This window comes from Parvibaculum sp. (genome assembly GCF_046297875.1).
In the GTDB taxonomy this organism is placed as follows: Bacteria; Pseudomonadota; Alphaproteobacteria; order Parvibaculales; family Parvibaculaceae; genus Parvibaculum.
In genome coordinates this window covers 2,189,112-2,209,198 of the sequence record NZ_JBKBHD010000001.1, presented here as the reverse complement: position 1 = coordinate 2,209,198, position 20,087 = coordinate 2,189,112, and the positions used below count along the sequence as shown (strand labels likewise).

Below are 20,087 nucleotides of genomic sequence, written 5' to 3'. Positions count from 1 at the left end.
ACTTGAACGCTTTACCAGCGATAGTGCGAGAAGGCGCGGTTGGCTTCCGCCATCCGGTGCGTGTCTTCACGCTTCTTTACAGCGGAGCCGCGATTGTTTGCGGCGTCGAGCAACTCGCCCGACAGGCGGCCGACCATCGTGGTCTCGTTGCGAGCGCGGGCGGCGGCAATGATCCAGCGGATGGCAAGCGCGCGGCGGCGGTCAGGCCGCACCTCGACCGGAACCTGATATGTTGCACCGCCAACGCGGCGCGAACGCACTTCAAGGGCCGGCATCACATTCTCGAGCGCTTCATGGAAGGTACGAAGCGGATCGACACTGGCCTTCTGCTGCATCTGGTCGAAGGCGCCGTAGATAATCTTTTCGGCGGCCGACTTCTTGCCATGATACATCAGGCTGTTCATGAACTTCGCGAGAACGACGTCGCCATATTTGGCGTCCGGAAGAACTTCGCGCTTTTCTGCACTGTGGCGGCGGGACATATCTCTGTTCCTTACTTCGGACGCTTCGCGCCGTATTTGGAGCGGCGCTGGCGGCGATCTTTCACACCCTGCGTATCGAGCACGCCACGAATGATGTGGTAGCGAACGCCGGGAAGGTCCTTCACGCGGCCGCCGCGGATAAGCACCACGGAGTGCTCCTGCAGGTTGTGGCCTTCACCCGGAATGTAGCTCGTCACTTCGAACTGGTTGGTCAGGCGCACACGGGCAACCTTACGCAGAGCGGAGTTCGGCTTCTTCGGGGTCGTGGTGTAGACGCGCGTGCAAACGCCGCGCTTCTGCGGACACGCCTGCATGGCCGGTACTTTGTTTCGCTTCACCAGCGGCTTGCGCGGCTTGCGGATGAGTTGGTTGACGGTGGGCATTCGCCTGCTCGATCCTGTCTGTCCAAACAAAAGAAACGACGCGCCGCCCCGGAACCCAATCCGGAAAAGGCTGCGCGCGCTTGAGGACACTGACCCCTATTCGGGGCTTGCGTCCAAATGCAGAGGATTCCGATGCTTGCGCTCGGAATCGTGCGCCATTCCTTGTATTCTGTTTACCGGCCCCAGTGTCTAGATCCGACCAAAAGGCCCGTCCTATCAAGGACTTGGTGCCAGCGGTCCGGGAATCCTCTACTACCTGGAGCGAAAGTGAGCGGAACCTACTCGCGGCCCCACGAGTCGTCAACCCTGCAAGCCCCGGATTCCTTAAAATTCCGGGAAAAATCGGCCTCGCCGGAGATTTTGGCACAATCCCCGCTTGGCGGCCCTGCCGGCCGGTGTACAGTACGGCACCAACGCCCCCTCGAGAGGACCGAAATGACCGGCAAAATCTGGCCCATCATCTTCTGGCTGGCGGCGCTGTACAACCTTGCGGCAGGCCTGCCCTCCCTGCTTGGAATGGGGCTGCCCGCAGGCGAGCTCGCCCCGGAGCACCTTCTGACGATGCGCCTTGCCGGCCTGCTCATCTGCACCTTCGGCATCGGCTACGCGCTGGTCGCGCTCGGCCTCCCCGGCACCCGCCACATCGTGACCCTCGGCATCATAGGCAAGCTCGGTGTCTGCGCCCTCGTCCTTCATTATATCTCGTCGCTCCCTCCGGTGATGCCGCTCCTGGCCGCCGGCGACCTGCTCTTCGTTGCCGCATTCGCCATCTGGCTCTACCGGAGCCCGAAACAGGCCGTCTGAACCGGATCCGAAACGAAAACGGGCCACCCGAAAGGCGGCCCGTCTCCAATCCTTGAAAACTCAAAGTGCTCAGGCAGCGCCTTCGGCCTGTTCCGCGATCTCGGCGGAAGCCACCACCGGCTCCTCGCCCTGATCGGCCAAAGCCTTGTCGTCGCGGCTCTTCGCCTCGCCGCGAAGCCGCTGCAGCATGCCGCCCGTACCAGCCGGAATAAGCCGGCCGACGATGACGTTTTCCTTGAGACCGATCAGCTGATCGACCTTGCCGGAAACAGCTGCCTCCGTGAGCACGCGGGTCGTCTCCTGGAAGGAGGCGGCCGAGATGAAGGAGCGCGTCTGGAGGCTTGCCTTGGTGATGCCGAGCAGAACCGGCGTCGCCGTGGCGGGCGTCTTGCCCTGCGCCTCGAGCTTCGCATTCATCTCGTCGAACTCCATCCGGTCGAGCTGTTCGCCCGGCAGGGTGATCGAGTCGCCCGGGTTCGTCACTTCCACCTTCTGCAGCATGTTGCGCACGATCACTTCGATGTGCTTGTCGTTGATCGACACGCCCTGCAGGCGGTAGACGTCCTGAACCTCGTTCACGAGATAGGCAGCAAGCTCTTCGACACCCGAAATCGCAAGGATGTCGTGCGGCGCCGGGTGACCGTCGAGCAGGAACTCGCCCTTTTCGATCACATCGCCTTCCTGCACCGAGATGTGCTTGCCCTTCGGGATCAGATACTCGATCGGCTCGAGGCTCTCATCCAGCGGGTGCACGATGATACGGCGCTTGTTCTTGTAGTCGCGGCCAAATTCCACGCGGCCCGTCGCTTCCGCGATGATCGCATGGTCCTTGGGACGGCGTGCCTCGAACAGCTCCGCCACGCGCGGCAGACCGCCCGTGATGTCGCGCGTCTTGGCACCTTCCGTCGGAATACGCGCCAGCACGTCGCCGGCATGCACATCCGAGCCGTTCTCTACCGAAAGAATGGCATCAACCGAGAGCAGGTAGCGGGCGTCGTTACCGCTCGCAAGCTTCAGCACCTTGCCGTCCTTGCCCTTGACGACCATGGCAGGCCGCAGCTCGCTGCCGCGCGGAGAGGCGCGCCAGTCGACCACGACGCGGCTGGAAATGCCGGTCGCTTCGTCCGCAACTTCGCGGATCGACACACCATCGACCAGATCCTCGAATTCCACCGTACCGTTCACTTCCGTGAGGATCGGCATGGTGTAGGGATCCCATTCGGCAATGCGCTGGCCGCGGGCGATCGAACCGCCCTCGTCCACCTTCAGGCGCGAACCGTATGTGAGCTTGTGCGAGGCACGCTCATTGCCGTGCTCGTCGATGACGAGCACCTGCACGTTGCGACCCATGACCACGAGCTGGCCATTCGAGTCCTTCACCACATTGCGGTTCACGATCTTCACTGTACCGGCATGGTTCGACTCGATGAACGAGGAGTCCACAACCTGCGCCGTACCGCCGATATGGAAGGTACGCATGGTGAGCTGTGTGCCCGGCTCGCCGATCGACTGAGCGGCGATGACGCCCACCGCCTCACCCATATTGACGGGCGTGCCGCGTGCGAGGTCACGGCCATAACAGGCACCGCAAACACCGTTCGCCGCTTCGCAGGTCAGCACCGAACGAATCTTGATCGACTGGACATTCGCCTCTTCGATCAAATCAACATCGGCTTCGTCGATCAGGTGGTTCTTCGGCAGAAGAACCTTGCCCGTCGCCGGGTTCAGCACGTCTTCGGCGGTGGTGCGGCCGAGAACGCGAGTACCGAGCGAGACGATCACGTCACCAGCCTCGATCACGGCATGAACCGTGATGCCGCCATTCGTGCCGCAATCTTCCTCGGTGATGATCGAATCCTGCGCCACGTCTACGAGACGGCGGGTCAGATAGCCCGAATTCGCCGTCTTGAGCGCTGTATCCGCGAGACCCTTACGCGCACCGTGGGTCGAGTTGAAGTACTCGAGAACGGTGAGGCCTTCCTTGAAGTTCGAGATGATCGGCGTCTCGATGATTTCGCCAGACGGCTTCGCCATCAGGCCGCGCATACCCGCAAGCTGCTTCATCTGGGCGGGCGAACCACGCGCACCCGAATGAGACATCATATAGATCGAGTTGATCGGCTTCTCGCGCTTCGTCTCGGCGTCGACCTGAACCGCAGAAATCTTCTGCATCATCACGTCGGCAACGCGGTCCGTGCACTTGGCCCAGGCGTCGACAACCTTGTTGTACTTCTCGCCCTGTGTGATGAGACCGTCGATATACTGCTGCTCATACTCGGTCGCGAGAGCCTTCGTCTCTTCGACGAGCTTCGCCTTTTCTTCCGGTATGACCATGTCGTCCTTGCCGAACGAAATACCGGCACGGAATGCTTGGCGGAAGCCGAGCGCCATGATCTGGTCGCAGAAGATAACCGTCTCCTTCTGACCGCAGTGGCGATAGACCACGTCGATCATCTTGGAAATGTCGCGCTTCGTGAGCAGACGGTTCACGAGATCAAACGGCACGTTCGGGTGCTTCGGAAGAAGCTCGCCGACAAGCATTCGGCCCGGCGTCGTGTCGACGACCTCCGTGTAGAGGTTGCCATCGGCATCTTTCGTCGTGTAGCGGGCCTTCACCTTCGCATGAAGCGTCACGGCCTTGGCCGCCAGCGCATGCTCGATTTCGGCGATGCTCGAGAACACCATGCCATCGCCAGGCTCGTTGTCCTTCTGGATGGTCACGTAATAGAGACCCAGAACGATATCCTGAGACGGCACGATGATCGGCGAACCGTTCGCGGGGTGCAGGATGTTGTTCGTCGACATCATCAGCACACGCGCTTCAAGCTGAGCTTCAAGCGACAGCGGCACGTGAACGGCCATCTGGTCGCCGTCGAAGTCGGCGTTGAAGGCAGCGCAGACGAGCGGATGAAGCTGGATTGCCTTACCCTCGATCAGCACGGGCTCGAAAGCCTGAATGCCGAGGCGATGCAGCGTCGGCGCACGGTTGAGTAGCACCGGATGTTCGCGGATCACCTGTTCGAGGATTTCCCAGACCTCGGGACGCTCCTTCTCGACGAGCTTCTTCGCCTGCTTCACCGTCGCCGAAAGGCCCTTTGCCTCAAGGCGCGAATAGATGAACGGCTTGAAAAGTTCGAGCGCCATCTTCTTCGGCAGGCCGCACTGGTGGAGCTTCAGCTCCGGGCCCACCACGATGACCGAACGGCCCGAATAGTCGACGCGCTTGCCGAGCAGGTTCTGGCGGAAGCGGCCCTGCTTGCCCTTCAGCATGTCGGCGAGCGACTTCAGCGGACGCTTGTTCGCACCGGTAATGACACGGCCGCGGCGGCCATTGTCAAACAGCGCATCAACGGACTCCTGCAGCATGCGCTTTTCGTTGCGGATGATGATATCCGGCGCGCGCAGTTCCATCAGCCGCTTCAGACGATTGTTGCGATTGATGACGCGGCGGTAGAGGTCATTCAGGTCGGACGTTGCGAAACGGCCGCCATCGAGCGGCACAAGCGGGCGCAGTTCCGGCGGAATGACCGGAACGACCGTCATGATCATCCATTCCGGCTTGTTGCCGGATTCGATGAAGGCTTCAATGAGCTTCAGGCGCTTGGCGAGCTTCTTCGGCTTCAGTTCCGATGTCGACTCGGCGATTTCCACGCGCAGATCGGCCGCGATCTTTTCGAGATCGAGCGCAATCAGCAGTTCGCGGATCGCTTCCGCACCGATGCCGGCGGTGAAGCTGTCTTCGCCATACTGGTCCTGCGCGTCGATATACTCTTCCTCCGTCAGGAGCTGGCGCTCCTTCAATGAGGTGAGGCCTGGCTCCAGAACGATATAGTTCTCGAAATAGAGAACGCGCTCGAGATCCTTCAGCGTCATGTCGAGCAGAAGGCCGATGCGGGAAGGCAGCGACTTCAGGAACCAGATATGTGCGACAGGCGCCGCAAGCTCGATATGGCCCATGCGCTCGCGCCGGACCTTCGAGAGCGTTACTTCAACGCCGCACTTTTCGCAGATGATGCCCTTGTACTTCATCCGCTTGTACTTGCCGCACAGGCACTCATAGTCCTTGATCGGACCGAAGATGCGCGCGCAGAACAGGCCGTCGCGCTCGGGCTTGAACGTACGGTAGTTGATCGTTTCCGGCTTCTTGATCTCGCCATAAGACCAGGAAAGAATCCGTTCCGGGCTCGCGATCGAAATCTTGATCTGGTCGAATGTCTGCGCAGGCGCCGTCGGATTGAAAAGATTCATGACCTCTTGGTTCATGTACTTCTCCTGAACTCGGCCTCAAAGCCAACGGGGAGTCTTGATTGCGCGGCCGGTGGGGCCTTCCGTCCGCATACCCCGTATATCGATGTTTCTCTGCCTGCCCTCGCCCACCCGGGAGAGAGAGGCCGCGGCGCATCCTGCTGAAGGGATGCGCCGCTCCTGTTCGTCAGTTCGCCGAAGGCGTCATCAACTCGACATTGAGGCCGAGCGACCGCATTTCCTTCACGAGCACGTTGAAGCTTTCGGGAATACCGGCTTCGAACGTGTCGTCGCCGCGAACGATGGCTTCGTAGACCTTCGTGCGGCCTGCGACGTCGTCCGACTTCACGGTAAGCATTTCCTGCAGCGTGTAGGCGGCGCCGTAAGCTTCGAGTGCCCACACTTCCATTTCGCCGAAGCGCTGCCCGCCGAACTGCGCCTTGCCGCCCAGCGGCTGCTGGGTAACGAGCGAGTACGGGCCGATGGAGCGTGCGTGGATCTTGTCGTCGACAAGATGATGCAGCTTCAGCATGTAGATATAGCCGACAGTGACCTTGCGGTCGAAAGCCTCGCCGGTCCGTCCGTCATGGAGCGTGACCTGGCCGGAGTGATCGAGACCGGCAAGGTCCAGCATTTCCACGACTTCCGGCTCGCGCGCGCCGTCGAACACCGGCGTTGCGATCGGCACGCCATTGGTCAGGTTACCCGCCATTTCGACGAGCTGGTCGTCGTCGAGCGAAGCAACGGTCTCGTCATCGCCATAGATGCTGTGAACGAGATCCTTCAGATCCTTCAGCTTGTTCTCGCGGCGATAGGACTCGAGCGCCACGTCGATCTTCTTGCCGAGACCCGCGCAGGCCCAGCCCAGATGCGTTTCCAGAATCTGACCGACATTCATGCGGCTCGGCACGCCGAGCGGATTGAGCACGATGTCGACCGGCTGGCCATCATCCAGATAGGGCATGTCTTCCATCGGCACGATACGGCTGATGACACCCTTGTTGCCGTGACGGCCGGCCATCTTGTCGCCGGTCTGCAGCTTGCGCTTCACGGCCACGAAGACCTTGACCATCTTCATCACGCCCGGCGGCAGTTCGTCGCCACGCTGCAGCTTGTCGACCTTGTCGGCAAAGCGCGCCTCGAGGCGTTCCCTGCTTTCGTCGTACTGCTTCTTCAGCGCTTCGACTTCGGCCTGCGCCTTCTCGTTCTTGAGTGCGATCTGCCACCACTGGCCACGGCTCAGATTGTCGAGATCGGCCTGACTCACCTTCTGATCGGCTTCCATGCCCTTCGGGCCAGAAGCGATCTGTTTGCCAAGCAGGATTTCCGACAGACGGCCATAGATGTTGCGGTCGAGAATGCCGACTTCGTCGTCGCGGTCTTTTGCGAGACGTTCGATTTCCTCGCGCTCGATCGCCATGGCGCGCTCGTCCTTGTCGATGCCGTGGCGATTGAACACACGCACCTCGACAACCGTACCGGTAACGCCCGGCGGCAGTCGCAGCGACGTGTCGCGGACGTCAGATGCCTTTTCGCCGAAGATGGCGCGCAGCAGCTTTTCTTCCGGCGTCATCGGGCTTTCGCCCTTCGGCGTGATCTTGCCGACGAGAATATCGCCGGGGTTCACTTCGGCACCAATATAGACGATGCCTGCTTCGTCGAGATTCTTGAGGGCTTCCTCGCCGACATTGGGAATATCGCGCGTGATTTCCTCCGGCCCGAGCTTTGTGTCGCGCGCCATCACTTCGAATTCCTCGATGTGAATGGAGGTAAACACGTCGTCACGGACGATGCGCTCGGAAATGAGGATAGAGTCCTCGAAGTTGTAGCCATTCCAGGGCATGAACGCGACGAGCACGTTGCGGCCGAGCGCGAGATCGCCGAGTTCGGTCGAAGGACCGTCCGCGATGATGTCGCCCTTGCGCACCGCATCGCCCACACGCACCAGCGGACGCTGGTTGATGCAGGTGTTCTGGTTCGAGCGCTGGAACTTCCGCAGATTGTAGATATCGACGCCCGATTTGGAGCTGTCGACTTCTTCCGTCGCGCGGATAACGATACGCGTGGCATCCACCTGGTCGACGATGCCCGTGCGGCGCGCGCCGATTGCGGCGCCGGAGTCGCGCGCCACCACCGCTTCCATGCCGGTGCCGACAAGCGGCGCCTCGGAGCGGATGAGCGGAACGGCCTGACGCTGCATGTTCGAGCCCATGAGAGCGCGGTTCGCGTCGTCGTTCTCGAGGAACGGAATGAGCGCGGCAGCGACGGACACGATCTGCTTCGGCGACACGTCGACGAAGTCGACCTGATCCGGCGGCACCATCTCGAAATCGCCGTCAACGCGGCAATTCACGAGTTCGCCCTGAATCTCGCCCTTCTTGTTCACTTCCACATTCGCCTGGGCGATGCGGTAGCGGCTTTCTTCCATCGCCGAAAGATAGACGACCTCTTCGGCCATCTTGCCGCCCTTCACGCGCCGGTACGGACTCTCGATGAAGCCGTACTTGTTGACGCGGGCAAAGGTCGCCAGCGAATTGATGAGACCGATATTCGGCCCTTCAGGCGTTTCGATCGGGCAGATGCGGCCGTAATGCGTCGGGTGCACGTCGCGCACCTCGAAGCCTGCACGCTCGCGCGTCAGACCGCCCGGTCCAAGCGCCGAGAGGCGGCGCTTGTGCGTGATTTCGGAAAGCGGGTTCGTCTGGTCCATGAACTGCGAGAGCTGCGAGGAGCCGAAGAACTCGCGAACCGCGGCGGCTGCCGGCTTCGCATTGATGAGATCGTGCGGCATGACAGTGTCGATATCGACAGACGACATGCGTTCCTTGATCGCACGCTCCATGCGCAGCAGGCCGACGCGATACTGGTTTTCCATCAGCTCGCCGACCGAACGGACACGGCGGTTGCCGAGATTATCGATGTCGTCGATCTCGCCCTTGCCGTCGCGCAGGCCAACCAGCGTCTTGATGACAGCAAGGATGTCTTCCTTGCGAAGCACCCGCACCGTGTCCGGGCAGTCGAGATCGAGGCGCATGTTCATCTTCACGCGGCCGACAGCCGAGAGGTCATAGCGTTCCGCGTCGAAGAACAGGCTGCCGAACAGGGCTTCCGCCGTGTCCGCCGTCGGCGGCTCGCCGGGACGCATCACGCGGTAAATGTCGATCAGTGCCTGCTCGCGGTTCGTGCACTTGTCGGCTGCGAGCGTGTTGCGGATGAAGGCGCCCGTGTTCACATGGTCGATGTCGAGCGTCGCAATCTGGTCGTAGCCCGCCTCGAGCAGCGAGGTCAGCAGATCCGGCGTGATCTCGTCGCCGGCTTCGGCGAAGATTTCACCCGTCTCGAGATTGACGATTTCCTGCGCGAGGTAGCGGCCGAAAAGGTCTTCGTCCTGAACGAGAAGTTCCTTGAGGCCATCCTCGGCGAGCTTCTTCGCAAGCCGCGGCGTCACCTTGCGGCCCGCTTCCACAACGGCCTTGCCGGTCTTCGCGTCGATCAGGTCGCGCTCGGGTTTCGCGCCGCGATAGCGATCGGCATCGAAAGGCACACGCCAGCCCTGCTTCACCTTGGTGAAGATGACGCTGTTGTAGAAGGTCGACAGGATTTCTTCCGAGTCGAGGCCGAGCGCATAGAGAAGCGTCGTCACCGGCAGCTTGCGGCGGCGGTCGATGCGCACGAACACGATGTCCTTCGCGTCGAACTCGAAGTCGAGCCACGAACCGCGATACGGAATGACGCGCGCAGCAAACAGCAGCTTGCCGGAGGAATGCGTCTTGCCCTTGTCGTGATCGAAAAACACGCCAGGGCTGCGATGCATCTGCGAAACGATGACGCGCTCTGTGCCGTTGATCACGAAGGTGCCGTTCTCCGTCATGAGCGGCATGTCGCCCATATAGACATCCTGTTCCTTGATGTCCTTGACGGATTTCGCTCCGGTATCTTCATCCACTTCGAACACGATGAGCCGGAGCGTCACCTTGAGCGGCGCAGCAAAGGTCATGCCGCGCTGCTGGCACTCTTCCACATCGTATTTCGGTGCTTCGAACTCGTAGTTCACGAATTCGAGCGTGGAGGTTTCCGAAAAATCGCTGATCGGGAAAACCGATTTGAAGACGGCCTGGAGCCCCTGCTCCTCGCGTCCGCCTCGCGGCTCATCAACCTGCAGGAACTGGTCGTATGAATATTTCTGAACTTCGATCAGGTTCGGCATTTCCGCGATCTGCGGAATGTGACCGAAGACCTTGCGAACCCGCTTTCGACCAGTGAAGGACTGCGTCATCTGTGCTCCTCGCAACGCTCTGCTTTAGAACGGCGGCCGGGCTTCAAGTAGGAAAAAGGGGCAGCCCGGTCTCAGGCCCGACATTCTCCTCGATAGATCGCGGCGGCTTTGGGGGGGCGCCGCGCTCCGGCCGGAGCGGCGGATTTCGCCGCCGCTCCGAACCGCAGTCGCGTAAGCGAACTTACTTGAGTTCGACCTTGGCGCCGGCCTTCTCCAGCTGCGCCTTGATCTTGGCGGCTTCGTCCTTGGACGCGCCTTCCTTGACGGTCTTCGGCGCGCCTTCGACGAGGTCCTTGGCTTCCTTGAGGCCGAGGCCGGTGATCGCACGAACTTCCTTGATCACCTCGATCTTCTTGTCGCCGGCGGCAGCCAGAACGACTTCGAACTCGGTCTGCTCTTCGGCAGCGGCAGCCGGAGCCGCACCGCCAGCAGCCGCCACCGCGACCGGAGCGGCAGCGGAAACGCCCCACTTCTCTTCGAGCATCTTGGAAAGCTCGGCCGCCTCGAGGACGGTCAGGTTCGAAAGGTCTTCAACGATTTTTGCGAGATCGGTCATTTCAATGTCTCTCTGTCTGGGTTCGGTTGGATATCTTGTTCACTGCAGCGGTCACGCCGCTTCGCCCTTGGTGGCATAGGCATTCAGCACCCGGGCAAGCTGGCCGCCAGGCGCCTGCAGCACACCCGCAATGCGGGTCGCCGGCGTCTGGATCATGCCGAGCAACTTGGCCCGCAGTTCGTCGAGCGACGGCAGTTCAGCAAGCTGCTTGACTGCCTTTGCGTCGAGAACCGTATTGCCCATCGCGCCGCCCAGGATCACCAGCTTCTGGTTTTCCTTGGCGAACTCGGAAGCAACCTTGGGGGCTGCAACCGGGTCATCGGAATAGGCGATTGCCGTCGGCCCCGTGAAGAGATCGCCGATCTCACTCATCGGGGTGCCATCCAGAGCGAGCTTCGCCAGCCGGTTCTTCGTCACCTTGAACGAAGCACCAGCTTTGGCCATCCGCGAACGCAGATCGGACATCTGGTTCACGGTGAGGCCGCTGTAGTGGGCGACGACGACCACATTGGCGTTCTGGAAAACGCCGTTGAGATGCGTCACGAGCTCTGCTTTTTCAGCTCTGTCCACTTGCTCTCTCCGTCATGTACGAAACCCTCGTACACCTGGGGGCGGGCTCCGGAAGGAACACCCTTCCCTCGTCCGCCATTGGCATTTGCCGCTCACTCGTCGTACGGGGCTCGCAAGCCCCGCACCGCTTCGAGCGGCGCTCACTTGCCTGTCCCGGGTTCCAACCGATCCCCCGGAACCAATGGTTCCGCGAAACCGTTCAACTCCCGTCTATTGCCGGCCGCCGTCTCGAAGGCGATTAAGCGTCGGTTCTCTCGAACCTCGGCACCTGCAGTCTCGGACAGGTAAACGGACGATGGCGCAGCCACTCCGGTTCACACCGAAGTGACTACACGTCCCGTCCGTCCCTCGCCGCCCGCACTCCCTGGGGAACGCGGACGGAAACCTTCAACAGCGCTTACGCGCCCGCCACAACGCTCTACGGCTCGACCTTCACGCCAGGCCCCATGGTGGAGCTGATGGCGATCCGCTTGATGTATGTGCCCTTGGCGCCGGTCGGCTTCGCCTTCTGCACTGCGTCGATCAGCGCACGGATGTTTCCGGTGATCTGATCCTCGGTGAAGCTCGCCTTGCCGACACCGGCATGAACGATGCCCGCCTTCTCGACGCGGAACTCGACGGCGCCGCCCTTCGCGGCTTTCACCGCTTCAGCCACATCCGGCGTCACCGTGCCGACCTTCGGGTTCGGCATCAGGCCGCGCGGGCCGAGTACCTTACCGAGACGGCCGACCAGCGGCATCATGTCCGGCGTGGCGATGCAGCGATCGAAGTCGATCTTGCCGCCCTGAACGATCTCGGCGAGATCTTCCGCACCGACGATGTCGGCACCGGCGGCCTTCGCCTGATCCGCCTTGTCGCCCTTCGCGAACACGGCCACACGGACCGAGCGGCCGGAGCCGTTCGGAAGCGCGACGACGCCGCGCACCATCTGGTCGGCATGACGCGGATCGACACCGAGCGCGATCGCAACTTCGATCGTCTCGTCGAACTTCGCGCTCGCACGTTCCTTGACGAGCTTCACGGCTTCGCCGAGACCATAGGTCTTCTTGCGATCGATACCGTCACGGGCCTTTTCAATACGCTTTCCTGCTTTGCTCGACATCGCGCTCACTCCACAACCTGAAGGCCCATGGAACGGGCGGAACCTGCAATGATCTTCGTCGCCTGATCGAGGTCGTTCGCGTTCAGGTCGACGAATTTGGCTTCGGCAATCTCGCGGCACTGCGCGAGCGTCACCGTACCGGCGGAGGCACGGCCCGGCGTCTTCGAGCCGGACTGGATCTTCGCCGCTTTCTTCAGGAAGTAGGACGCGGGCGGCGTCTTCATCGCGAAAGTGAAGGAACGGTCCGAATAGGCCGTGATGACGACCGGGATCGGCATCCCCTGTTCCATCTTCTGCGTAGCGGCATTGAACGCCTTGCAGAATTCCATGATATTGAGACCGCGCTGGCCGAGAGCAGGGCCGATAGGCGGCGACGGATTCGCCGCGCCGGCCGGCACCTGCAATTTGATGTAGCCTTCGATTTTCTTCGCCATTTCTTTCCCCTGCCGGACACATCCGGCCATATTGGGTTAGTGGTTCAGCAGCGCGCTGGAAACTTCCGCTTCCCTTGCGCCTCCCACGGACTTGCGGGAGGTACGAAAAGCCCTAGAGCTTTTCCACCTGCCCGTACTCGAGCTCGACCGGGGTTGCCCGGCCGAAAATCGACACGGCAACCTTGAGCCGCGCCTTTTCTTCGTCGACTTCCTCGACGAAACCGTTGAACGAGGCGAACGGACCGTCCGCCACGCGGACCTGCTCGCCGATCTCGAAAGTGATCGAAGGCTTCGGCCGCTCCACGCCTTCCTGCACCTGATGCAGAATGCGATCGACTTCGCCCTGACTGATCGGCTGCGGCTTGTTGTCCGCGCCGAGGAAGCCGGTCACTTTCGGCGTATTCTTGACAAGGTGATAGGCCTCGTCCGTCATCTCCATCTTCACCAGCACATAGCCGGGAAAGAACTTGCGCTCCGCATTGATCTTCCGTCCGCGGCGCACTTCGACCACCTCTTCGGTGGGAACGAGGATTTCCTCGAACTGATCCAAAAGGCCCTGCTGCTCCGCCTGTTCGCGCAGCGACTCGGCAACCTTCTTTTCGAAGTTCGAGTAGGCGTGGACGATGTACCAGCGCTTAGCCATGCTTGCTTCCGAAGGAGCTTTCGCCCCTTGACCTCAATTGCCGCCCAGGCCGAGCACGAACGAGACGATATTGCTCAGTCCGAGATCGACCAGAAAGAAGAACACCATAGCGAAAGCCACCATGATGAAGACCATCACGGTGGTGACAAGCGTTTCGCGGCGGGTCGGCCAGGTGACCTTGGAGGTCTCCGAGCGAACCTGCTGAATGAATTCGAGTGGATTGGTCTTCGTCATATTTTCTCAGACGCCTCTTCTCAAATTCCTGCCGCGCCGCTCTTCCAGCTTCCGCCCGGAGCCGGGGGCCTCTCCGGCCTGCCGCGCCCCTTGCGGAGGGTGGCAGGAGTGGAGGGGCTCGAACCCCCAACCCCCGGTTTTGGAGACCGGTGCTCTACCAGTTGAGCTACACTCCTAAGTCCGCCGCCGAAGCGGCAAACCGTCTTACTTCAACACCTTGGAGACGACGCCTGCGCCGACGGTGCGGCCACCTTCGCGGATGGCGAAGCGCAGCTTCTCTTCCATCGCGATCGGCGCGATCAGCGTCACGTTCATCTTCACATTGTCGCCCGGCATGACCATTTCCGTGCCTTCCGGAAGCGTCACGACACCCGTGACGTCCGTCGTGCGGAAGTAGAACTGCGGACGGTAGTTCGTGAAGAACGGCGTGTGACGCCCGCCCTCTTCCTTCGTCAGGATGTAGGCTTCCGCCTCGAACTCCGTATGCGGCGTGATCGACCCCGGCGCGCAAAGAACCTGGCCGCGCTCCACTTCCTCGCGCTTCGTGCCGCGCAGCAGGACGCCCACATTGTCGCCCGCCTGCCCCTGGTCGAGCAGCTTGCGGAACATCTCGACGCCCGTGCAGGTCGTCTTCGTCGTCGGCTTGATGCCCACGATCTCGATTTCGTCGCCCACCTTCACGATGCCGCGCTCGATACGGCCCGTAACCACCGTGCCGCGGCCCGAGATCGAGAACACGTCTTCGATCGGCATCAGGAACGGCAGGTTGATCGGACGCTCAGGCTGCGGGATGTACTCGTCCACCGCCTTCATCAGCGCGAGGATCGCGTCGTGGCCGATCTCCTTGTTGGAGTCCTCAAGCGCCGCAAGCGCCGAGCCCTTCACGATCGGAATATCGTCGCCCGGGAAGTCGTAGCTAGACAGAAGCTCGCGGATTTCCATCTCGACGAGCTCCAGAAGCTCCGGATCGTCAACCTGGTCAACCTTGTTCATGAACACCACAAGCGCCGGAACGCCGACCTGGCGGGCGAGCAGGATGTGCTCGCGCGTCTGCGGCATCGGGCCGTCGGCAGCCGACACAACGAGGATCGCGCCGTCCATCTGCGCCGCACCCGTAATCATGTTCTTCACATAGTCGGCATGGCCAGGGCAGTCGACGTGAGCATAGTGCCGGGCTTCCGTCTGATACTCGACATGCGCCGTCGAGATCGTGATGCCGCGCGCCTTCTCTTCCGGCGCCTTGTCGATCTGGTCATAGGCCGAATAGGTCGCCCCGCCCGTCTCCGCAAGCACCTTCGTGATCGCCGCCGTCAGCGACGTCTTGCCGTGGTCAACGTGACCAATCGTGCCGATGTTGCAGTGCGGCTTGTTCCGCTCAAACTTCTCTTTGGCCATGGGCGTCTAGCTACCTTCAGTTGTCGGTCTCGTCTTGTCCTGTCCGGCGCAATGTCTCGGCTTTCAGGCCGAAGCGCGACGCCGCCGCGCTTGTCTCGTCTGGCTTGCCAGGCCGGTGCTGCGTTGCAGCGAGGCTGGAGCGGGTGAAGGGAATCGAACCCTCGTCATCAGCTTGGAAGGCTGTTGCTCTACCATTGAGCTACACCCGCGCTGCCTGTTGGGCCTCTATCTAAAGCCCGCCTTCGCCAAGGCTTCGGCGGGCACCCTTCGCTTCCCTCTTTAATTGGCGCGCCACCCGAAGCCGCCTTTGCAGCGAAGGGTGGTGGAGGGGGTTGGATTCGAACCAACGTAGGCATAGCCAACGGATTTACAGTCCGTCCCCTTTAGCCACTCGGGCACCCCTCCGTGTCCGATGTCAAATGTTGTGAAATCCCAATAAGTTCGCGGATGCAGTTGATAGTGCAGGCCTCTACCGGACACGCGCGGCTTTATTCAGGTTTGCCGGGCTTGTGTCAACTAAAATCCCGGTCCCGAAAGTGTAAACACCCCCGCAGCGTGCCTCCAGCCGATTGGCCCGGCAAGGCATACTGTTCGGGGGCGTTTGCAAGAGCCCGGTCCCCGCAATATAAGCGCCGCCATGAGCAGACGCAAGCAACACAACCCGCCCCGGAACCGGACCCATGACGGCGGCGACAGCCGCCCGCCTCAGGGCACGCGCGGCCGGCCGGGTGGCAAGCCCCACAAGGCTGGTGGCCAAGCCGGCGGTGACGCCTATCTCTATGGTTTTCATGCGGTTTTGGCTGCGCTCTCAAATCCGGAGCGCGACCCTGAGCGTCTGATTATGACAAGAAATGCGGAAGCCGAGCTCGCCCGCCAGGGCCTCCGCCCCAATATCCAGCCGGAAATCATGGATGGCGAAGCCCTCTCCGCCCTGCTCCCGGCCGGGGCCGTCCATCAGGGTATCGCCCTCAAGACCTCCCCTCTGCCCGATCTAGACGTTTTTGACGCCTGCGAAGGTGCGAGCCGCATCGTCGTGCTCGATCAGGTCACGGACCCGCATAATTTCGGAGCGATTCTCCGCTCCGCCGCCGTATTCGGGGCCGAGGCCCTTGTCACCACCGAACGGAACAGCCCGGTACTCGGTGGCGCACTTGCCAAGGCCGCCTCGGGCGGACTCGAAAAGGTGAAGATCGCCCGTATCGCCAATCTCATCCGGGCCATCGAGGAACTGAAGGAACTCGGCTTCGAAGTGATCGGCCTTGATGGCGAGGGCGAAATGTCCCTCCCTGAAATGAATCTCTCGCCCAAGGTAGCCCTTGTCCTAGGCGCCGAGGGCGCAGGGCTCCGCCGGCTGACGCGCGAACATTGCGACCTGCTCGCCCGCCTGCCGGCCGCCGGCGACATGAAAAGCCTTAACGTCTCGAACGCCGCAGCCGTTGCCCTCTACGAACTCTTCAGACGGGCGTGAAGCCACAACGGGCCGTTCCGCCCCACGCTTCCGCTTCATCAGATGACAGGCGCAGGAATTCCATTCCGCGATAGAAATGCCGATATCTCTTTCATCGTTTGATTGACTGCGGGCCGCGCAATCATCCGCTTGCGCCAATCGCCGACATGACGGAACTCCACCCCCGGCGCACCGCCCAGGATCGAGGCGAACCAGCTTGCGCATAAAAATGCAATATCTGCATATGAGTAGCTGCCGGCGAGCCATTCGCGTGAAGCGAGCAGGTCGTCCATCGCCCGGTAGTAGCCTTGCATGTTCTCTATGGCCACTCGCGCCTCGGGTGTCTGCGTATTTCCGGCAGCGGACATCAGTGTCTTGAAATCCTGAAAGAACACTTCATCCGACTTGAGCTCGAGAAGCCGCGCCTCGGCCCGCTCTGCCGTGCCTGCCGGCCACAGCGCGGGCGACGGAAACTTGTGTTCGATATATTCGAATATCTGTGTCGAGTCGAAGATCTGGACCGCCCCGTCGAAAAGGAGCGGCACCTGCCTTTTCGGATTGAGTCTCTCCACCTCCGGATGAAGAGGTGAATAACGATGCTGAATCGAAAACGGCACCATTTCGATCTCGCAATCGATGCCCTTTTCGGCGATGGCGATCTGCGTCTTCGCGCCAAACATGCTCAGAGGTCCGGTAACAAGCTTCATTGTCTTCTCCAGTGAATGTCGGGGAACGGCAACCGGAATTCGCTTCAGCCTGCCGCCAGCCGGTACAATTGGCGCCAGCCCGCGGGACGGCGGCGCAGGCGCCTGGCAACAGCGGTCGAGTCCTGAAAGAAGGCGATGCGTTCGATCGCCTCGCCATTGCGAAAGATGAAGCGGTCGACGCTGTCCCAGGAGAAAACCTCGCCCGCAATGGTCGCAGTGAATGTCATCTCGACGAAAAGCACGTCGCCGGACGAGGCCCAGCGTTTCGACCGCGCATGAAGATCCGGGAATGCCCTGAAAGCGCGAAGAAAGGCCCGTCGTCCGGCTTCCTTGCCGCGCGAGACCGGCGGCCGTGTCGGCGCCTTAAGCACGATCTCGTCGCTCAACAGGGCGAGCAGCCGTTCGAGCCTTTCGCGTGGCGCCTCCCAAACCTCGTCGAAAAGCCTCACCCAATCGGCATAGCTGCCCCGCTCGCCCGTTCGCACATCAAGTATCGCCGCTCGCTGCTCGTCCATCTCGGCCTCCACAACAAAATGCAGGGCCATAGCTGGGCGGCGGCACGCCACTTTTCAGGGTCCAATTCGGGGAAACGGTGCGGACAGGTTGCGGCACGGCAATAAAGCCGCGCTTGCCGCGGCTGCCGCGCGCCACTATGTTGCGCGCCACGGATGCCCTTGTAGCTCAGTTGGTAGAGCACCTGATTTGTAATCAGGGGGTCGCGGGTTCGAATCCTGCCGGGGGCACCACGCTTCGCCCTTACGGGCTACGCGTGGCGCAGCCACAGGGAACCCCATAGCGGCATATCCAATGAAAAAGCCGCCCGGACGGGGCGGCTTTTCCTTTTCAGACACATCGGCATGTCATTCCGGGCAGGGATAGTTCTCCGCGAGTGTCCTTGCTCCCATCTCAAAGGCGGAACGCTGGTAGAGCTCGGGATGCTCCGGCGCATAGTCTGTCACCTGCTTTGCGAAATCCTCGAAGGCGAGGCGATCCGGCAGCCGGAAACAGGCTTCCTCATCCATGTTTTCCCCAAGCCGGCGCACGACCATCGGCGCGCCCTTGTCCACCGAAGCATAGACGCCTGCAACGAGGCCCGCGAGGAACTGATGACACGACGCACGCGCAATACGGTCCTCCGCGGATTCGCTCGGGCTGAGGGCCACGGTGCAGGCCGAAACAAGCTCCGCTCCGGTAGTGATGCGCGGCATCTGCGCGAAAGCTGCCCCCGCGGGGATTGTCACGGCGATCAGGCTCGCAGCAAGATATCCTTTGAATGTCATGGCATTCCTCCTCTTTCTGGTGTGAAAACCATCGTTGCACGGATATGCGCGGAAGGCGAACCGGACAGCCTGCCGCGCGTCCAATGGGCGCAGCCCGGCTAGCCGCGCCCCCCTTCCATGAGTTAAAGAGAAAGGGCTTTCCCAAGGAGCCCTTTCCATGCCCATGCCGACCGAAATCCGGCAGCGCGCCGAAATCCTGATTGCGTCCGAAAAAGCCCGCTATGCCGAGCTGCACCCCCGCTCGCGGCAGATGGCGGCTGAGGCCGGCGCGCATTTTCCGGGCGGCGTGCCGTTGCACTGGATGCTCGACTGGGAAACGCCTTTCCCGCTTTTCGTCCGTGCCGCGAAGGGCTCCACGGTCACGGATGTCGATGGTCTGACCTATAGCGATTTTTGCCTCGGCGACACGGGCGCCATGTTCGGTCATTCGCCTGAACCCGTGGCAAGGGCGATCGCCGCGCAGGCAACGAGCGGCCTTACCGCCATGCTCCCCTCCGATCTGACGGCAGAAGTCGGCAGGCTTCTCGCCAGCCAATTCGGACTTCCCTACTGGCAGGTAACAGCCACGGCAAGCGATGCGAACCGGGCCGTCGTTCGCTGGGCGCGCGCCCTGACCGGCCGCCGGAAAGTGCTGGTCTTCGACGGTTGCTACCATGGTCAGGTCGAAGATGCCTTCGTGAAGCTCGATGGCGGCAAGACGAAAATGAAGCCGAGCCTCCTCGGTCAGGTGGTGGACGTTGCCGAAAACAGCATCGCCGCCCCTTTCAACGATATCGAAACGGCAGAAGCCCTGCTCGCCTGCGAAGACATCGCACTGGTGCTGACCGAGCCCGCGCTTACCAACACGGCAATGGTGCTGCCGAAGGACAGCTTCATCGAAAAGCTGATCGACGCCGCCCATCGCCATGGCTCGCTCGTCTGCATCGACGAAACGCACACCATCTCGACCGGCCCCGGCGGCTATACCCGCACACACAATATCGACCCGGACTTCTTCGTCCTCGGCAAGCCCGTGGCGGGTGGACTTCCCGCCGCTGTCTTCGGCTTCACCGCCAGGGTCGAGGCGGACATGAACCGCGTCCTTGCCGAAAAGACGCCCGGCTATTCCGGCATCGGCACCACGCTGTCGGGCAACATGCTCGCACTTGCCGCCATGCGCGCCTGCCTCGTCGAAGTGATGACGCCTGAAAACTTCGCGCATATGACCTCGCTCGCCGAGAAACTCGCCGCCGGATTGCGCGCCGAAGTCGCGCGACACGGCCTGCCCTGGACGGTGACGCAGATCGGCGCGCGCGCCGAACTCGTCTTCTCCGAACGCCCGCTTGAAAGCGGCGCGGAAGCCGCCGCCGCCATCGATCACACGGTCGAACGCGCGATCCATCTCTTTCTCCTGAACCGGAATGTGCTTGTCACGCCGTTCCACAACATGACCCTTGTCGCCCCGTCAACGACTGGCGCCGATGTTGAAAAGCTCGTCGCGAATTTCAGCGCCGCTCTCGACGCGCTTTGCGGCAAGGAAGGACGCTGAA

At 61.6% G+C, this 20,087-nt stretch carries 17 protein-coding genes and 4 tRNA genes; 4 read left to right on the top strand and 17 right to left on the bottom strand.

Annotated features, from left to right (window positions below):
• Positions 1–11: 11 nt before the first annotated feature.
• Together rpsG and rpsL are read right to left on the bottom strand one after the other, a co-directional pair.
• Entirely contained in the window at positions 12–482 is a 471-nt protein-coding gene (gene rpsG / locus ACK4FH_RS10850) for a 30S ribosomal protein S7 (protein WP_409813465.1), read from the bottom strand.
• Between the two features lie 11 nt (positions 483–493).
• The gene (rpsL, locus tag ACK4FH_RS10845) at positions 494–865 is read right to left on the bottom strand and encodes a 30S ribosomal protein S12 (RefSeq protein ID WP_012111654.1); all 372 of its coding nucleotides are present in this window, start codon (positions 863–865) and stop codon (positions 494–496) included.
• Between the two features lie 435 nt (positions 866–1,300).
• Between rpsL and ACK4FH_RS10840 the strand changes: the two genes are divergently transcribed.
• On the top strand, positions 1,301–1,669 hold the full coding sequence (locus ACK4FH_RS10840) for a hypothetical protein (RefSeq protein ID WP_409813462.1): 369 nt from the start codon (positions 1,301–1,303) through the stop codon (positions 1,667–1,669).
• A 69-nt stretch (positions 1,670–1,738) separates the two neighbouring features.
• On the opposite strand, the gene rpoC is transcribed toward ACK4FH_RS10840, so the two are convergent.
• The 12 genes from rpoC to ACK4FH_RS10780 form a co-directional block, all read right to left on the bottom strand.
• Positions 1,739–5,932, bottom strand: coding sequence for a DNA-directed RNA polymerase subunit beta' (gene rpoC, locus ACK4FH_RS10835; RefSeq protein WP_409813459.1), 4,194 nt, complete (start codon positions 5,930–5,932; stop codon positions 1,739–1,741).
• 169 nt (positions 5,933–6,101) lie between these two features.
• Positions 6,102–10,190: a DNA-directed RNA polymerase subunit beta gene (gene rpoB / locus ACK4FH_RS10830; protein ID WP_409813457.1), complete on the bottom strand. Its 4,089-nt coding sequence runs from the start codon at positions 10,188–10,190 to the stop codon at positions 6,102–6,104.
• A gap of 181 nt (positions 10,191–10,371) precedes the next feature.
• Positions 10,372–10,746 (bottom strand): 50S ribosomal protein L7/L12, encoded by a 375-nt coding sequence (gene rplL / locus ACK4FH_RS10825; RefSeq protein ID WP_409813454.1) that lies wholly within the window; start codon positions 10,744–10,746, stop codon positions 10,372–10,374.
• A gap of 51 nt (positions 10,747–10,797) precedes the next feature.
• Positions 10,798–11,316: a 50S ribosomal protein L10 gene (gene rplJ / locus ACK4FH_RS10820; protein ID WP_409813452.1), complete on the bottom strand. Its 519-nt coding sequence runs from the start codon at positions 11,314–11,316 to the stop codon at positions 10,798–10,800.
• A 418-nt stretch (positions 11,317–11,734) separates the two neighbouring features.
• Entirely contained in the window at positions 11,735–12,418 is a 684-nt protein-coding gene (gene rplA / locus ACK4FH_RS10815) for a 50S ribosomal protein L1 (RefSeq protein WP_409813449.1), read from the bottom strand.
• 5 nt (positions 12,419–12,423) lie between these two features.
• Positions 12,424–12,852 carry a 50S ribosomal protein L11 gene (rplK, locus tag ACK4FH_RS10810; protein WP_407950887.1) on the bottom strand — a complete coding sequence of 143 codons (429 nt, stop codon included), beginning with the start codon at positions 12,850–12,852 and terminating at the stop codon, positions 12,424–12,426.
• Between the two features lie 112 nt (positions 12,853–12,964).
• The gene (gene nusG, locus ACK4FH_RS10805; protein ID WP_409813445.1) at positions 12,965–13,495 is read right to left on the bottom strand and encodes a transcription termination/antitermination protein NusG; all 531 of its coding nucleotides are present in this window, start codon (positions 13,493–13,495) and stop codon (positions 12,965–12,967) included.
• Positions 13,496–13,528: 33 nt separating this feature from the next.
• On the bottom strand, positions 13,529–13,729 hold the full coding sequence (gene secE, locus ACK4FH_RS10800; RefSeq protein WP_409813442.1) for a preprotein translocase subunit SecE: 201 nt from the start codon (positions 13,727–13,729) through the stop codon (positions 13,529–13,531).
• A gap of 100 nt (positions 13,730–13,829) precedes the next feature.
• Positions 13,830–13,905 (bottom strand) — tRNA-Trp (locus ACK4FH_RS10795).
• A 28-nt stretch (positions 13,906–13,933) separates the two neighbouring features.
• Entirely contained in the window at positions 13,934–15,124 is a 1,191-nt protein-coding gene (gene tuf / locus ACK4FH_RS10790; protein ID WP_409813439.1) for an elongation factor Tu, read from the bottom strand.
• Between the two features lie 135 nt (positions 15,125–15,259).
• Positions 15,260–15,333: transfer RNA gene (locus tag ACK4FH_RS10785), tRNA-Gly, on the bottom strand.
• 111 nt (positions 15,334–15,444) lie between these two features.
• Positions 15,445–15,529: transfer RNA gene (locus tag ACK4FH_RS10780), tRNA-Tyr, on the bottom strand.
• Between the two features lie 232 nt (positions 15,530–15,761).
• On the opposite strand from ACK4FH_RS10780, the gene rlmB reads away from it, so the two are divergent.
• Entirely contained in the window at positions 15,762–16,592 is an 831-nt protein-coding gene (gene rlmB / locus ACK4FH_RS10775; protein WP_409813437.1) for a 23S rRNA (guanosine(2251)-2'-O)-methyltransferase RlmB, read from the top strand.
• 38 nt (positions 16,593–16,630) lie between these two features.
• On the opposite strand, the gene ACK4FH_RS10770 is transcribed toward rlmB, so the two are convergent.
• Entirely contained in the window at positions 16,631–17,278 is a 648-nt protein-coding gene (locus tag ACK4FH_RS10770) for a glutathione S-transferase family protein (protein ID WP_409813434.1), read from the bottom strand.
• Positions 17,279–17,322: 44 nt separating this feature from the next.
• The gene (locus tag ACK4FH_RS10765; protein ID WP_409813432.1) at positions 17,323–17,793 is read right to left on the bottom strand and encodes a nuclear transport factor 2 family protein; all 471 of its coding nucleotides are present in this window, start codon (positions 17,791–17,793) and stop codon (positions 17,323–17,325) included.
• Between the two features lie 155 nt (positions 17,794–17,948).
• Here ACK4FH_RS10765 and ACK4FH_RS10760 point away from each other — a divergent pair.
• Positions 17,949–18,024, top strand: a tRNA-Thr gene (locus ACK4FH_RS10760).
• A 114-nt stretch (positions 18,025–18,138) separates the two neighbouring features.
• On the opposite strand, the gene ACK4FH_RS10755 is transcribed toward ACK4FH_RS10760, so the two are convergent.
• Positions 18,139–18,558 carry a Rap1a/Tai family immunity protein gene (locus ACK4FH_RS10755; RefSeq protein WP_409813429.1) on the bottom strand — a complete coding sequence of 140 codons (420 nt, stop codon included), beginning with the start codon at positions 18,556–18,558 and terminating at the stop codon, positions 18,139–18,141.
• Positions 18,559–18,715: 157 nt separating this feature from the next.
• Here ACK4FH_RS10755 and ACK4FH_RS10750 point away from each other — a divergent pair, with 157 nt between their 5' ends.
• Entirely contained in the window at positions 18,716–20,086 is a 1,371-nt protein-coding gene (locus ACK4FH_RS10750) for an aspartate aminotransferase family protein (RefSeq protein WP_409813426.1), read from the top strand.
• Position 20,087: the final 1 nt, after the last annotated feature.

What these genes read in the sequence shown, in the direction of transcription:
- rpoB (WP_409813457.1), bottom strand. Translation starts at nt 10,190, where the DNA reads ATGACGCAGTCCTTCACTGGTCGAAAGCGGGTTCGCAAGGTCTTCGGT.
- ACK4FH_RS10750 (WP_409813426.1), top strand. Translation starts at nt 18,716, where the DNA reads ATGCCCATGCCGACCGAAATCCGGCAGCGCGCCGAAATCCTGATTGCG.
- rplK (WP_407950887.1), bottom strand. Translation starts at nt 12,852, where the DNA reads ATGGCGAAGAAAATCGAAGGCTACATCAAATTGCAGGTGCCGGCCGGC.
- nusG (WP_409813445.1), bottom strand. Translation starts at nt 13,495, where the DNA reads ATGGCTAAGCGCTGGTACATCGTCCACGCCTACTCGAACTTCGAAAAG.
- ACK4FH_RS10840 (WP_409813462.1), top strand. Translation starts at nt 1,301, where the DNA reads ATGACCGGCAAAATCTGGCCCATCATCTTCTGGCTGGCGGCGCTGTAC.
- rpsL (WP_012111654.1), bottom strand. Translation starts at nt 865, where the DNA reads ATGCCCACCGTCAACCAACTCATCCGCAAGCCGCGCAAGCCGCTGGTG.
- ACK4FH_RS10770 (WP_409813434.1), bottom strand. Translation starts at nt 17,278, where the DNA reads ATGAAGCTTGTTACCGGACCTCTGAGCATGTTTGGCGCGAAGACGCAG.
- rplA (WP_409813449.1), bottom strand. Translation starts at nt 12,418, where the DNA reads ATGTCGAGCAAAGCAGGAAAGCGTATTGAAAAGGCCCGTGACGGTATC.
- secE (WP_409813442.1), bottom strand. Translation starts at nt 13,729, where the DNA reads ATGACGAAGACCAATCCACTCGAATTCATTCAGCAGGTTCGCTCGGAG.
- rpoC (WP_409813459.1), bottom strand. Translation starts at nt 5,932, where the DNA reads ATGAACCAAGAGGTCATGAATCTTTTCAATCCGACGGCGCCTGCGCAG.
- tuf (WP_409813439.1), bottom strand. Translation starts at nt 15,124, where the DNA reads ATGGCCAAAGAGAAGTTTGAGCGGAACAAGCCGCACTGCAACATCGGC.
- rlmB (WP_409813437.1), top strand. Translation starts at nt 15,762, where the DNA reads ATGAGCAGACGCAAGCAACACAACCCGCCCCGGAACCGGACCCATGAC.
- ACK4FH_RS10755 (WP_409813429.1), bottom strand. Translation starts at nt 18,558, where the DNA reads ATGACATTCAAAGGATATCTTGCTGCGAGCCTGATCGCCGTGACAATC.
- rplL (WP_409813454.1), bottom strand. Translation starts at nt 10,746, where the DNA reads ATGACCGATCTCGCAAAAATCGTTGAAGACCTTTCGAACCTGACCGTC.
- ACK4FH_RS10765 (WP_409813432.1), bottom strand. Translation starts at nt 17,793, where the DNA reads ATGGACGAGCAGCGAGCGGCGATACTTGATGTGCGAACGGGCGAGCGG.
- rpsG (WP_409813465.1), bottom strand. Translation starts at nt 482, where the DNA reads ATGTCCCGCCGCCACAGTGCAGAAAAGCGCGAAGTTCTTCCGGACGCC.